Source organism: Vibrio sp. 16 (assembly GCF_963681195.1).
Classification (GTDB): Bacteria; Pseudomonadota; Gammaproteobacteria; order Enterobacterales; family Vibrionaceae; genus Vibrio; species Vibrio sinaloensis_D.
Window position 1 is genome coordinate 1,828,681 of the sequence record NZ_OY808997.1, and the last position, 13,814, is coordinate 1,842,494.

Below are 13,814 nucleotides of genomic sequence, written 5' to 3' on the forward strand. Positions count from 1 at the left end.
CTCGATAGTCCTTGAGCCTATCCACTCTACATTCTTAAAAGGAATTGCGTATGTCTTCTGACTCCCCTTCCATGACTTGGCGAGAAACCATTCAAAGCTATATGGACAAGCGGCTACTTTGGGTGTTTATGCTCGGCTGCTCGAGTGGCTTCCCTTGGGTACTTATTGGTTCAAACATGTCAGGCTGGCTGAAAGATGCCGGATTAACTCGCGCTGCAATCGGCTACTTTGGCAGTGTGTTTGCCGTGTATGCCATTAACTTTCTTTGGGCTCCACTTGTCGACCGTGTCCGCTTACCTCTTTTACACTCCTTTTTAGGTCAACGTCGTAGCTGGATTTTCTTGTGTCAATCTATCGTTCTGATTTGTACACTCTTTATTGCTGGTGTCGATCCTTCTCAGAACTTGATGCTAACGTCGATGCTTGCACTTGGCATTGCAATCTCTTCTGCGACCCAAGATATTGCCATTGACGCTTTTCGTATCGATAGTTTCCCAAAATCTGAGCCTTCAAAATTGCCCCAAGCCTCTGCCATGGCGGTCGTTGGATGGTGGACAGGCTATTCGCTGCCAGGTTACATCGCCTTTATTAATGCAGATGCGATCGGTTGGAATGGTGTCTACTACGGCATGGCGGCCATTGTTGGTTTGCTGATGATCTTTACGCTTCTGGTTGGCGAACCCAAGACCCATCGCGCGTCGCTGCAAGCGGAAGCAGAGAAACGTCATAGCCAAGTTGTTGGGAATAAAGTGCTTGCATGGATCACCGTAACGGTTGTCGAACCTTTCCTTGATTTCTTTAAGAGAAATGGTTTTCGTGTGGCTCTCACTCTGTTGTTGTTTGTTTTCCTATTCAAAATTGGTGAAGCATTCCTTGGTCGTATGTCGATCACCTTCTATAAAGAGATCGGTTTCTCCAACGAGCAAATCGGCTACTATTCGAAACTGATCGGCTGGGGTCTCACCATTCTATTCACGTTAATCGGCAGTATGGTCAACGTGAAGTTCGGAATTGTCCGCGGTTTGATGATTGGTGGTATCGCAATGGCATCAAGCAATCTCATGTTTGCTTGGATGGCGAAAGTTGGACCGAATGAACAGCTCTTCTTAGCGACCTTAATCGTGGATAACTTTACCTCTGCATTTTCGACCGTGGCGTTTGTCTCCTTCCTGACCGTGGTAACAGGACAAGCCTTCTCGGCAACACAGTATGCCTTGCTTGCTTCACTCGGTAACTTTGGCCGAACGACTCTCGCCTCTTTCTCTGGTGAGTTGGTCGATTACCTCAATGATTGGTCAATGTTCTTTATCTTGACCGCGGTAATGGTCATTCCAAGTTTGTTAATGCTCTACTCGCTGCGACACTATTTCTCCGACATGTTGGATAAAGCACGCAAGCGTGACGCTGAAGAGTCGGCGCAAAGGGAAACAACCGAATCATAAACGCAAAAAAGGCTTGGTTATCCAAGCCTTTTTCTTGTTCGTAGCAAAGGATTACGGGTACATCCCCTTGCCAAACATGTTGAACAGACGCGCGACGCCTTGAGTGAATATCATCGGCTCGGTGAGCACAGCCAAGCACAAACAATCTTCCCCTGGTTTAGTAAATGGGCTGTGTTTGATGGAAGCATCCTTAACCAGATAATCCCCCACTTCGTAGTGACCATCTTCATCACTAAAGCCCCCATGTAAAACTAAAGTGGACTCAATGCCTTTGTGCGTGTGCTGAGGAATTTGGACGTCTTCAGCGATGTACATCAAATTCACGCGACATGAATCTGCGATCTCAATCGGCGCACTAAACACTTTACCGCCGTAGCTTTTCCAGTCGCCAATCTGGTCGCTAAAACGTCCTAGAGCTCTTGGCAACATAAACGTCTTGTTATTTACAGTGATCGGTTTTGCTTGCTGAGGCGCACGGAATGGCTCGCTATTTTGCTCTAACGTCACGATTTGAGCGAACATGTCATCAAAGTTGTCTGGGGTTTGCTCAATCGGAGCGTGGCTCAGTGCTTCACCACACTGCTGCTCTGCAAGCGCAACTTTGCGTTTGCACTGCGGGCAAGACTCTAGGTGTATAGCGACGGTAAACGCCGTCACCTCGTCCAACGAACCTTCAACGTAGGCTTGTAAAATATCGCTTTGTGGGTGATAACTCATAACTTATCCGCCTCTATTGAAATTCGTAGTTTTTCGACAGCAAGTCTAAGTCGTGACTTTACTGTCCCCAAAGGTATATCAAGCATGTCCGCGACTTGCTGATGGGGTAAGTCTTCCAGGTAGACCGCTTGTACCACCTTTCTTTGTGCTTCAGGCAAAGTATCGAGGAACTTAACCACCTGCTCTTTCATCCTGTCAGCTTCGGGGGAGTAATGCTCTACCATATCAGGCGGGCAATAATCATTTGGCCAAATATCTTCTGAGTGAATATGCTGATCGCGACCTTTTTGTCGGCGTAACATATCGAAACAGAGATTCCTCGCTATGGTAAAAATCCATGTAGATAAAGAGCTTTTCTCGTTGTTAAACAGAGCACTTTTCTGCCAGACCGTGGCGAGCGTTTCCTGCACCATCTCCATCGCGACTTGCTCATTACCGACATGGCGATAAGTGAACTGCTTCAAGCGAGGAGAAAAGTGTTTAAAAACTAATGCAAACGCCTGCTTGTCTTGTTGTTTAACGCGCTCCATACACGAAGCCCAATCGGATTTCGAAAAGTTTTGCGTGTCCACGTTGCTCATTCGACTGTCCTTTGCACCCTTAAGATTCACTTTGTACGTTAAAGCCGAGTGTCGAGATCACTTTGCTCGTCATTTATTAACGCTCGGCTCAAGTACTCTATTGTTACCGTACAATCTAACTCTAATGCAAGGAGGTCAAATTGCTTATTTGACAAGGGGAGAATTTCTAACCAACGCTGGCTAACCCAACATTCATCATCAAAAAATTTCTGGTCGTACAGCTCATCTAACTGTTCAAACTGAGCATAAACTTGCTGCAGTTGCTGACTGAGCGAGGCACCCTGCTTTGAAAGCGGCATTAAAGGCCAGTTTGCCAACGGTTCTATCTTTGCAAAGCGCAACCCGTCGTGCTCTGTTCTCACTTTTCGTATCATGAAACGATGAAGACCAGTGACAGTGATCCCCAACAAACCATCGACCAGCTGCTCAAAGTCGACGATTTTTACCAAGGTACCGACTACTGACAACTCACTGTTCTCTGCGCTCGCCTGCTTTTGGAACAAGCAGATACCAAACGTGCCATCGCCTTTCAACGCCTCAACGACCAACCGTTTGTACCTTGCTTCAAACACCCTTAAGCGCATTTTACCTTCGGGTAAAACTATAGAACTTAGCGGGAACAGCATTACTTCTTGCATCAACCTAATTCCTGTAAACATTTTAATTACAGGTACGCAACGTATTTAAGAAAGATCAGCGAAACATTTAATTGAACATGTGATGACCATCAAATAAAAGTGAAGCGTTTGCGTAATCGTTACCCCTAACATTTTTTATGCAACTAATATTTAGTTCCGTTACATGGCAACTTTTAACTTGTTAATGAGATCTAGATCGCTCGTTTTAGATTTTTTTACATGCGTTGCACATGGTTTTTGAGATTTTTGTCGATATTATGCAGCCCCATAAAGCACAACAAAGAGTGTGCACTTAAACAAATATCCAATGAATAATTGAATTAACAAACATAGAGAGTTCCACTATGCGTAAATCACTTCTAGCTCTTGGTGTTGTGGCAGCGATGTCAGCTCCAGCAATGGCAGCAGACTACTCAGACGATGTTCACAAGAATGACTCAAAGTTCCTGCAGTTTAACTTGATGCACACGGTAAATGAAAAGCCAGGCAGCATCGACCACACTTACCTTGAAATGGAGTTTGGTGGTCGCTCAGGTATTTTCGATCTATACGGTTACATTGATGTATTCAACTTAACGAATGATGACGACAGCGATAAAGCAGGCGGTGATCGTCTATTTGCTAAATTCGCGCCTCGTATGTCACTAGACGGTCTAACTGGCAAAGACCTTTCTTTCGGTCCAGTTCAAGAGCTATACATCGCAAACTACACCGTTATTGACGGTGGTTCATCATACAGTTACGAACTAAGCAAAACTGACCCTAAAACAGGCGAAAACCTAGTCGCTGAGAAAGAGCCTGGCTTCCAATCAATGATCGGTATTGGTTCGGATGTCATGGTTCCATGGTTCGGTAAAATGCAGTTCAACCTTTACGCAAACTACGACGTAAAACAAAAAGACTGGAACGGCTACCAAGTATCGACAAACTGGTTCAAACCATTCTACTTCTTTGAAAACGGCTCATTCATTTCATACCAAGGTTACGTTGATTACCAATTTGGTATGAAAGAAGAGTACAGCTCAGCTAGCCATGGTGGCGCAATGTTTAACGGTCTCTACTGGCACAACGATCAATTCGCTGTCGGTTACGGTCTTAAACTATACAGCGATGTATACGGTATCGAAGACAGCAGCGCATTCGAATCGTCTGGCGTTGGTCATTACTTCGCTGTCACGTACAAGTTCTAAACAGCGCATAACAAATGGCACCTTCGGGTGCCATTTTTATTGGCTTTCTCTTTTGATCACTTTATCCTCTTGGCCATCCCCTCTATTGCCAGAGAATTAAGATGAATATCGTAGTATTAGGCCCTGGTGCCATTGGTTCGCTATGGGCGTATTCTTTACATCAGGCTGGGCATACCGTCGCCCTTTACTCCAAGCAAGAGCACGACAAGCTCCCCCTTCAGCTTGATGGCAACACTCCGATTACTCTGGCAAATAACCAACCAGTCAGCCTTCAAAACGCCGATGTATTGCTTGTGACCGTTAAAGCGCCACAAGTCATCCCCGCACTTGATGTACTGCGAAGCGACCTTCACCCAGATTGTATTGTGGTACTGATGCATAACGGGATGGGAACCGCTGAGATAGTCGCATCGCGTCTACCGAATAATCCTCTCGTACTGGCAACCACAACACATGGAGCTCTGCGCCAATCACGCCATCAGGTGTTGCATACGGGGCAAGGCAGCACTCAATTAGGCGGCTATAATTCAAAAGGCAATCAATGCGATTTTCTTCAACAGGTCTTTGCTCACGCCTTACCCGATGTCTACTGGAACGAGAATATTCTTGACGCATTGTGGTTAAAACTGGCGATCAACTGCGCAATCAACCCGTTGACCGCGATTCATCAAGTCAAAAATGGCCAACTTGTAGACGAGGCATTCAAGCCAACCTTGCACCAGTTGTTGGATGAAGTACATCAAGTGATGACTTGTGAAGGGCTAACGCTTTCCCGCAACGAACTCGATACGCACGTATATAATGTGATTCAGGCGACCGCGGAAAATCGATCGTCGATGCATCAAGATATTTGTCATCATCGACTAAGCGAGATCGACTTTATTACTGGTTATTTAATACAAAAAGCGCACGACCACCAGCTGGATGTACCTAGCAACGAAGCGCTTTATCAACAAATCAAACGAATCGAAAAAAGTTGGACATCATGAACAAGAAAGTACTGATCCCTATCGCACCCGGCACCGAAGAGATGGAAGCGGTAACCATCATAGATATGATGGTCCGAGCGGGCTATGACGTGGTTGTGGCGAGTGCCGATTTTGATGGCCAATTAACCATGAAAGCCTCACGCGGTGTCACCCTAACCGCAGAGTGCAAGTTAGTCGATGTTGCCGATGACGAGTTTGATGCCGTGATCCTTCCCGGTGGCGTTGAAGGCTCAGAAACATTTCGCGACAGCACGGTATTGGTCGAAATTGTTCGTCAACAAATGTATGAAGGCAAGCTGGTCGCGGCCATCTGTGCGGCGCCAGCTATAGTCCTGCTGCACCACAACCTCTACACAGAAGCTTTGATGACGTGCCACCCAAGCTTTCAAGAGCAGATTTCCGAGAAATACCGCCGTGTTAAACGCGTGACTTACGACATCAATCACAACCTGCTCACAAGCCAAGGACCAGGAACGGCCCTTGAGTTCGCGATGGAAATCATCATTAACCTCTCAGGCAAAGCGCACGCTTGGACCGTTGCAGAGCCAATGGTGACCATTCCAACCTTGCAATATCACAAACTGGGTGATGAAGATGTTTGATGCACAACTTGTCGCAAAGCAGTTTCCGGCTTTAACACAAACTATTAACGATCAACGCTTAGTCTATTTAGACAGCGCCGCCACGACTCAAAAGCCAAAGTGCGTGATTGAGGCCATCAGCCAATACTATGAGCGACAAAATGCGAACGTGCATCGCGGAAGTCATCGCCTAACAGCTGAAGCCACCTCACAGTTTGAGGCCGCACGCGAAAGAGTTGCTCGCTTTATCGGCGCAGCCTCGCCAAACGAAGTGATATGGACTCGCGGCGCAACAGAAGCGCTCAACTTGATCGCCCAAACTTACGGAAGAAATACGCTTAAACCCGGTGATGAAATACTGGTCGGGGAAATGGAGCATCATGCCAACATTGTTCCTTGGCAAATTGTTGCACAACAAACTGGTGCAACGGTCGTCAAGATTCCAATGACCAATGACTGTCAGTTGGACATGGCTGAGTTCGAAAAACAGTTAAGCAGCAAGACGAAAATTGTCGCCGTAGCGCATATCACCAATGTCACGGGTACCCGTCAGCCCATTGAAGCGATTATCCAGCGGGCGCATAAAGTAGGCGCCGTGGTCGTGGTAGACGGCGCTCAAGGGATAGTTCATGAGCAAGTAAATATGACTGCTCTGAATGCGGATTTTTATGTCTTCTCAGGCCATAAATTGTATGCCCCAGCCGGAATCGGTGTTTTATATGGAAAGATGTCGCTATTGGAAGCGATGCCGCCGTGGCATGGTGGAGGCAAGATGGTTGAAAAAGTCTCGTTTTCTGGCACCACCTTCACCCAAGTACCAGGGAAGTTCGAAGCGGGTACGCCGAATGTCGCCGGTGCCATCGCCCTCGCAACCGCAATTGATTGGTATACACAGTTCGATCATTCCACGGTCGAACACCATGTCCATGATTTGGTCAGTAAGACATACCAAGCGTTGAATAGCATCGACGATGTAACGATTCTCGGATATCAACCGGACGCATCGGTGCTGTCTTTCGTCATTGAAGGGGTTCATCATCAAGATGTAGCGACCCTACTCGACCAACAAGGCATTGCCGTTCGAGCGGGTAACCATTGCGCGCATCCGTTGATGGATGCGCTTGGCGTGAAAGGGACTATCCGAGCATCATTCGCCATCTACAACACGATGGACGATGTAAAGCGTTTGGTCGCCGCCGTTGAGAAAGCCGTTGATATGCTTTAACTCAAGATAAGGGTTGATGTATATGACACATCAACCCTTGCCCTCACTTCGCCATGTCTCGTCTATAGCTCATCAAACGCTTCTATCGCTTCAGAAAGCTTCTTCACTCCATGAATTTGCATGCCCGGGATTCCCCCTTTAGGCATGTTGGCCGCAGGTACAATGGCTTTCTTAAACCCATGCTTAAACGCTTCATTTAAGCGCTCTTGACCACTTGGAACTGGGCGAATTTCCCCCGCTAATCCAACTTCACCAAACACCACGACATCCTTCGGCAGAGGGCGGTCTCTGAAGCTAGAAAGTAGCGCCATCACCAATGCTAAGTCTGCACTGGTCTCGGTCACTTTGACGCCTCCCACCACATTAACAAAGACATCTTGATCCGCCATCTGCAAACCGCCGTGTTTATGCAGCACAGCAAGTAACAGGGACAGCCGGTTTTGCTCTAACCCCACAGCAACACGACGAGGGTTTGCCAATTGGGAGTAATCGACCAAAGCTTGAATCTCAACCAAGAGTGGACGAGTACCCTCCCAAACGACCATCACGGAGCTGCCGGAAGTCTCCTCCTCACCTCGAGACAAAAAGATCGCCGATGGATTGCTCACTTCTTTGAGGCCTTGCCCCGTCATGGCAAAAACCCCTAACTCATTGACGGCACCAAAACGGTTTTTATGGCTGCGCATGGTTCTGAAGCGATTATCTGTTCCGCCATCTAAAAGCACAGAGCAGTCAATTATGTGTTCGAGAACCTTTGGTCCTGCCAAAGTGCCATCTTTCGTTACATGTCCAACAATAAACACAGAGACATTGTTCTGCTTGGCGTAGCGCGTCAGCGCGGTGGCCGACTCTCTCACTTGAGCAACACTGCCCGGCGATGATTGAACGTCAGATACATGCATCACTTGGATAGAGTCGATCACCATAATTTTCGGCTGCTCTTTCTCGGCAATCTGGCAAATTCTGTCGACGTTGGTTTCCGACAACATCTTTAAGTTATCTTTTGGTAGCCCCAATCGAGAGGCTCGCATCGCAACTTGCTGCAACGACTCTTCACCGGTGACATAGAGCGTCGGCATATGCGCCGCCAAATAACACATGGTTTGAAGCAATAATGTGGATTTACCTGCGCCAGGGTTACCACCAATCAGTATCGCCGCGCCTGGTACAACGCCGCCGCCTAATACTCGGTCAAACTCTTTGAACCCACTGGTAAAACGAGGGACTTCCTGCAGATCAATTTCTGACAATGTCTGAACTTGAGTTTCGCCGCTATTGCCCGCATAGCCCGACAATCGTTCGTTGCGCGCCGCCGCTGGAGATGCCGCTAGTCGCACTTCACTGATCGTATTCCATGCCCCACATGCATTGCATTGACCTTGCCAACGAGGGAAATCTGCTCCACAGTCGTTGCATACATATGCTCTTTTCGCCTTAGCCATGTCGCCTCATATTTGTATTTGTGAACTGAGATATTGGTTTGTGCTTAATTTTGCTTGATTCGCGACAACATATCACTAAAGATCTTTATATCAAGGTCGATAGTTTAGGTATGGAGTACTTCAAACAATAAATATGCAGCAGCCTGAAATCCTTTCTATAGCAGAAAGACTTATTCCTGCTTATCACGCGGACGATTTCGAGTTTCTTCTTGGTCAGATGACAGAGGGCGAACCGCCGTCGGTTAAAATCTTGGTCAAAATGGAACTGAACCGCGTTATGGCTCCATGCACTAAGAGTATTGACCTACGCGGACGCGTCAATGGCGAATGCCGAGAATACGAATTAGATGGCCTAAAACACTGGCTCGATGACGTAGCGTTCAACGCCTACCATAAGAATACCCGAAAATTCGGTGGCTACACCGAAGGGGTTTGGGAAGCACTGTGCAACACGCACAACAACTTCCGCGTGATGAAACAACGCGGTCAATCACTGAAAGGCGGCAACACGGCAGAAAGCTCGCCGTTTGAAGTCGAACCCATCAACCTAGGATATGACTTAAAACGTCGCGAAAACCGCTTAAGAATTTGCTCCCAAATCGAAATAAAGCTAGCCAACAAACAAATTGTTCACGCGGTGACCGTCGATCTCTCCCCCTCAGGCGCAAAATTCAAAGTGCCCTCAGCGTTTGGCTACAAACTTGGGGAAATCGTCAATGTCCGCTTTGTCGAACTAGAGAAAAACAGTGATATCGAAGGCATTCACGATGCCATTCCTTACCGCATTGTGGGTGTAGACGAATCGTACGAGAACGATGCGGTCAAATTTTTACGACTGCTTAAGCTCGATGATACCAATACACTTAGCATCGTCATTGAGCAGTACCTCAAGAGTGACGCTCAAAAAGCACGTCATGATAATCAAGACAAAATCATCCGCGCACGCTCGCGAGGCTTTGAGCACACCTACCTTAAGCACACTTGTAATCTGCCTGTGTTCTTTAGTGGGGATGAACTCAAACTGGTCTTGATGACTGAGAATAACCACTCGATATGGCAATATTGGCAGGACGAACGAAACCAGCAAACGTTAAGCAGTCTGTTCAATAGTCAACGAATGGCGAATCTCACTACCCCTGGGATGAAGGGCAGCAATAACGTTCTTTACTCGTTTACGCACGACCACAAAGGCCAGCAACTGTTTTTCTCTATGATGATGCCTGAAGCCTCTCGCGAGGTTCGCCAGTTGTTTTGGCACATTGGAGCCAAAAAAGAGAGTTGGAAAGCGTTCCGTTTATCCGTTTTTGAGCTATCGGAAGAGGAACGTCAAGAGCTATCGGCTCATTCCACTGAGCTGGGGTTAGAACCTAACTGCCTAACCCATTGTGGCATGCTGCAAGAGATATCCGATCATCGTAGTCGCCAAGATTATTTGTTGACCGACAAGCCTCGACTTCCAAGCAGTGAATTAAATCCATTTCGCCACGCTCGTAATCCTAGCTACAACCCGATTTGTTTGTACTTTGATGCTAAGTCTCGTCGAAAAGAGCCGAGGTACCAATTTAAGTCGCCAGTGGAGCTCACCAGCGAAAATGGCGAGAGACTTCAAGGCACGACGTTAGATCTATCAAAGCATGGGGCGAGCATTCAACTTGCAGAGCCTAGCCGCATGAAAGCGGGCGAGCTGTGTAATATCAACTTCAAAGAACTTCAGCTCTATGATAAAAAACTGCCGCTTGATGCTGTGCCTTATAAGGTTATCCGCATTAGTCCAGGTGGCAAGCAGCTTCAACTTGCGATAATTGAAGAGAGCCAGACAATGCGTGTCATTGCGTTCTTTGGCAAATTGATATCTCACAACCAAGAAAAGTTGATAGCGAAAAAAGAGCTGTTGCCAAGCAATAATTTGTTGGAAGGACTGCATGATATTTTGCTCGACAAAGCGGTAAGCGCTCCGGTCTTTGTCGAGAAGAAAGGCAGCAACATGAGGCCAAAAGTGATAGGTGTACACTACCCAATCCCTGCCTATTTGACGCTGTTTGCAAAACTGGGCAACGGGCAAAGTTATTCACTAGAGCCTATATACAAGGGGCGTTCTGCTACGCTGCTGGCAGAGCCCATGAAGCACATTGAAGGTGCCGAGCCTCAATACCATGAACTCTACTTAAGCGCCGTGAAGTTTGGGACCCGCATTCAATCTGTTGAATCAAAGCTGTTAAGTGATTTCAGCGGAATCAAGGAGCGGATAAAGTTCATCAAGAATGCGCAGAATATTGGTGAGTTTTATGCGATCAGAATTTGTGGCGCCCCTGTATTTGATCCAATGACCGCATTAGTGCGCAAAGATTTGCAAGAGCTCGCCCAAATTAGCTTGCACAAAGCACGCAGCTTAGAAAAAGAAATTAACGGCATTATTGGTTACGGTGAACTCACCGACATTACAGAAGAGATCTTAATAAGACTTGAACTGACTCAATAGAAAAAGGCGAGGATTTCCTCGCCTTTTTGTTTATTTGAGTGGAGAGAAGCTTACTCGCCTTTGCTTGACCAATATCGCAGATAATACGCAGATCAGCCCACCTAAACCATGATAACGGATCGCTGTTTGAGCCTGCTGTTCAACCTTCGGTTTAGCGTGGTAAGCAACGCCTAAACCCGCTGCCGCCATCATGGTTAAATCATTGGCACCATCACCGACGGCAATCGTATTGTGTGGCTCGATGTCGTATTGCTCTGCCAGTTGAACGAGAATGTCGGCTTTGGTTTGCGCACTCACCACCTCACCAATCACGTTGCCCGTCAACTTGCCATCGACGATCTCCAACTGATTTGACTGAGCGTGATCCAGTGAAAGCATCTCTTGCAGATGATCTGAAAAGTAAGTAAATCCACCGGAAGCAATAGCAGTTTTCCAACCGAAACGTTTTAGCGTTTGAATCAGCTCCGGCAAGTCAGGCATCAGTGGTAAAACAGAACGAACTTGCTCCAAAATGGCTTCATCTGCGCCAGCCAGTTTGCCCACACGCTGGCGAAGACTTTGTTCAAAATCAAGTTCCCCCTGCATTGCGCGTTCGGTTACTTCGGCCACTTCTTCCCCAACACCGGCAAGCTTGGCAATTTCATCAATACACTCTATTTGAATGGCGGTTGAATCCATGTCGAATACAACCAAACCTGGCTTGGATAGATCCGGAATGTCTTGCAGTCGAGCATAATCCAGCTCTAACGCTTGGAGAATCTCTTCATGCTCCGGCGTCAACTGCCCTTCCATCAAGGCAACTTCATACTGACCGACTTTCCAGACATCGACCACAGAATTGTAGAATCCAGTGAAGAAGTCTACATCTTCAAAGCTTGCAGCAGAAAGGTGTGTACTGTAGACAACCCAACCTGCATTGGCTTTATCAAACCGTGTAGAAAGGCGAGTTTCTGGTAAGCGATTGATAAGAGGAATGTGACGACGAATGGGTAATGTATTAAACCTGTCCATGTTTAGAATCCTTATTAAACCTTGCAACACGTTAACCTATTGCAATTTGAAAGCGCAAGTCTCAATATGTTGATCCGCTTATTTAATGGATATTTTGGTGCCAAATGGACTCATCTCTGTTTTCATTTCGAAACGCAATACGAGCACTTGCCATCCTCTCTTTGGTGGCAATGGTTGCGATTATTGGCGTAAATAGCGTCAAGATCACCAAAGGGAACGAGCAGATCCAACAGAATCAGTTGGAGACTCTCACCCAAATTTTGATTTCCCAAGCCTCTCTATCTGCTGGCGATATGATCGTCGCTCAAGACCAAGAGCGCTTGCTTAAGTTGACTAACCAGTTAGCTAAAGATGCACTTGTGTATGACGCGGCAATCTATGACGCTGAAGGGATTCGTCTCGCCTCAAGTGAGAGTGCCAAGTCTGTACGTCAGATCCTAGGCTTAGATACTCCACTTGAAACGGCACGCATTGGTAAACAGCAGTTAGTCGAACCCATTATTCGCGATAACGTCGTCCTGGGCTTTGTTCGCATCACCTTTGAGACCGGACGTGTAACTGCCTTTTCTGATCACTACTACAGAAAAAGTGATCGCTACATGTACACCATGGTGGGAATGAGCTTTATCGCAGGCTTGCTGCTAGCTATTGTGATTCGTCGTAAACCCAAATCGAAAAGCGAAAACTTACTGCTCAAAGATATGCAGTAGAAACAAAACAGGGTTGGCACAATGCCAACCCTGTTTGATTAAATCGTCGAGAATCAAGGTAAGGAGCTACCTCCTTCACTCAGCTTGATTATTCTGCATCACCTAGCAACACAGAATCTAGCGCGATGATCATCATATCGTTGAACGTTGTTTGACGCTCATCTGACGTGGTTTGCTCGCCTGTTTTGATGTGGTCAGAAACCGTACAGATAGTCAAAGCTTTAGCGCCATACTCAGCACATACGCCGTAGATGCCCGCCGCTTCCATCTCTACGCCTACGATGCCGTACTTGTCCATTACGTCGAACATTTCTGGATCTGGCGTGTAGAACAATTCTGCCGAGAACAGGTTACCCACTTTCACTTCAATGCCACGAGCTTTCGCTGCATCTTCTGCGGCGCGAACCATCTTGTAGTCTGCGATAGCCGCAAAGTCATGACCTTTGAAACGAATACGGTTTACTTTAGAATCTGTACACGCGCCCATGCCAATCACAACGTCGCGCACTTTAATATCTTCACTTACTGCACCACAACTACCGACACGGATAATCTTCTTCACACCGAAGTCTTTGATTAGCTCAGTCGCGTAAATAGAGCACGATGGGATACCCATACCGTGACCCATTACTGATACCTTACGGCCTTTGTAAGTACCCGTGAAACCGTACATGTTGCGTACGTCACATACCTGTACAACATCTTCCAGGAACGTTTCTGCAATGTATTTCGCACGTAGTGGATCACCCGGCATTAAAACGACATCAGCGAATGCACCCATTTCTGCGTTGATATGTGGAGTTGCCATG

General features: G+C 46.9%; 13 protein-coding genes. 7 read left to right on the plus strand and 6 right to left on the minus strand.

The window, feature by feature from the left end; translation table 11 throughout:
* The first annotated feature begins 50 nt into the window (after positions 1-50).
* Positions 51-1,442 carry an AmpG family muropeptide MFS transporter gene (locus U9J37_RS08260; protein WP_043887141.1) on the plus strand — a complete coding sequence of 464 codons (1,392 nt, stop codon included), beginning with the start codon at positions 51-53 and terminating at the stop codon, positions 1,440-1,442.
* A 51-nt stretch (positions 1,443-1,493) separates the two neighbouring features.
* On the opposite strand, the gene U9J37_RS08265 is transcribed toward U9J37_RS08260, so the two are convergent.
* From U9J37_RS08265 to U9J37_RS08275, 3 genes are read right to left on the minus strand one after another with little or no spacing between them, the layout of a single operon-like run.
* The gene (locus U9J37_RS08265; RefSeq protein ID WP_005473595.1) at positions 1,494-2,159 is read right to left on the minus strand and encodes a ChrR family anti-sigma-E factor; all 666 of its coding nucleotides are present in this window, start codon (positions 2,157-2,159) and stop codon (positions 1,494-1,496) included.
* Positions 2,156-2,740 carry an RNA polymerase sigma factor gene (locus tag U9J37_RS08270; RefSeq protein ID WP_043887142.1) on the minus strand — a complete coding sequence of 195 codons (585 nt, stop codon included), beginning with the start codon at positions 2,738-2,740 and terminating at the stop codon, positions 2,156-2,158. Before U9J37_RS08270 ends, U9J37_RS08265 begins: the two co-directional genes overlap by 4 nt.
* A 38-nt stretch (positions 2,741-2,778) precedes the next feature.
* Positions 2,779-3,378, minus strand: coding sequence for an LON peptidase substrate-binding domain-containing protein (locus tag U9J37_RS08275; protein WP_005473596.1), 600 nt, complete (start codon positions 3,376-3,378; stop codon positions 2,779-2,781).
* A gap of 344 nt (positions 3,379-3,722) precedes the next feature.
* Here U9J37_RS08275 and U9J37_RS08280 point away from each other — a divergent pair, with 344 nt between their 5' ends.
* From U9J37_RS08280 to csdA, 4 genes are all read left to right on the plus strand, one after another.
* Positions 3,723-4,568 carry a nucleoside-specific channel-forming Tsx family protein gene (locus U9J37_RS08280; protein ID WP_005473475.1) on the plus strand — a complete coding sequence of 282 codons (846 nt, stop codon included), beginning with the start codon at positions 3,723-3,725 and terminating at the stop codon, positions 4,566-4,568.
* A 101-nt stretch (positions 4,569-4,669) separates the two neighbouring features.
* Positions 4,670-5,557, plus strand: a complete 888-nt coding sequence (panE, locus tag U9J37_RS08285) for a 2-dehydropantoate 2-reductase (protein WP_005473499.1) — start codon at positions 4,670-4,672, stop codon at positions 5,555-5,557.
* Positions 5,554-6,159: a DJ-1 family glyoxalase III gene (locus U9J37_RS08290; RefSeq protein WP_005473563.1), complete on the plus strand. Its 606-nt coding sequence runs from the start codon at positions 5,554-5,556 to the stop codon at positions 6,157-6,159. Before panE ends, U9J37_RS08290 begins: the two co-directional genes overlap by 4 nt.
* Entirely contained in the window at positions 6,152-7,363 is a 1,212-nt protein-coding gene (csdA, locus tag U9J37_RS08295; protein ID WP_005473574.1) for a cysteine desulfurase CsdA, read from the plus strand. The genes U9J37_RS08290 and csdA overlap by 8 nt, the downstream gene beginning before the upstream one ends.
* A gap of 62 nt (positions 7,364-7,425) precedes the next feature.
* Here the strand turns inward: csdA and radA are convergent, their stop codons facing one another.
* The gene (radA, locus tag U9J37_RS08300) at positions 7,426-8,805 is read right to left on the minus strand and encodes a DNA repair protein RadA (protein ID WP_005473514.1); all 1,380 of its coding nucleotides are present in this window, start codon (positions 8,803-8,805) and stop codon (positions 7,426-7,428) included.
* Between the two features lie 133 nt (positions 8,806-8,938).
* Here radA and U9J37_RS08305 point away from each other — a divergent pair, with 133 nt between their 5' ends.
* Positions 8,939-11,284 carry a PilZ domain-containing protein gene (locus tag U9J37_RS08305; protein ID WP_005473468.1) on the plus strand — a complete coding sequence of 782 codons (2,346 nt, stop codon included), beginning with the start codon at positions 8,939-8,941 and terminating at the stop codon, positions 11,282-11,284.
* Between the two features lie 30 nt (positions 11,285-11,314).
* On the opposite strand, the gene serB is transcribed toward U9J37_RS08305, so the two are convergent.
* Entirely contained in the window at positions 11,315-12,295 is a 981-nt protein-coding gene (serB, locus tag U9J37_RS08310; RefSeq protein WP_005473585.1) for a phosphoserine phosphatase, read from the minus strand.
* 104 nt (positions 12,296-12,399) lie between these two features.
* On the opposite strand from serB, the gene U9J37_RS08315 reads away from it, so the two are divergent.
* Positions 12,400-13,005 (plus strand): YtjB family periplasmic protein, encoded by a 606-nt coding sequence (locus U9J37_RS08315; protein ID WP_005473490.1) that lies wholly within the window; start codon positions 12,400-12,402, stop codon positions 13,003-13,005.
* Between the two features lie 88 nt (positions 13,006-13,093).
* Here U9J37_RS08315 and deoD read toward each other — a convergent pair whose 3' ends face one another.
* Complete coding sequence (gene deoD / locus U9J37_RS08320) at positions 13,094-13,813, minus strand: purine-nucleoside phosphorylase (protein ID WP_005473519.1); 720 nt, start codon at positions 13,811-13,813, stop codon at positions 13,094-13,096.
* Position 13,814: the final 1 nt, after the last annotated feature.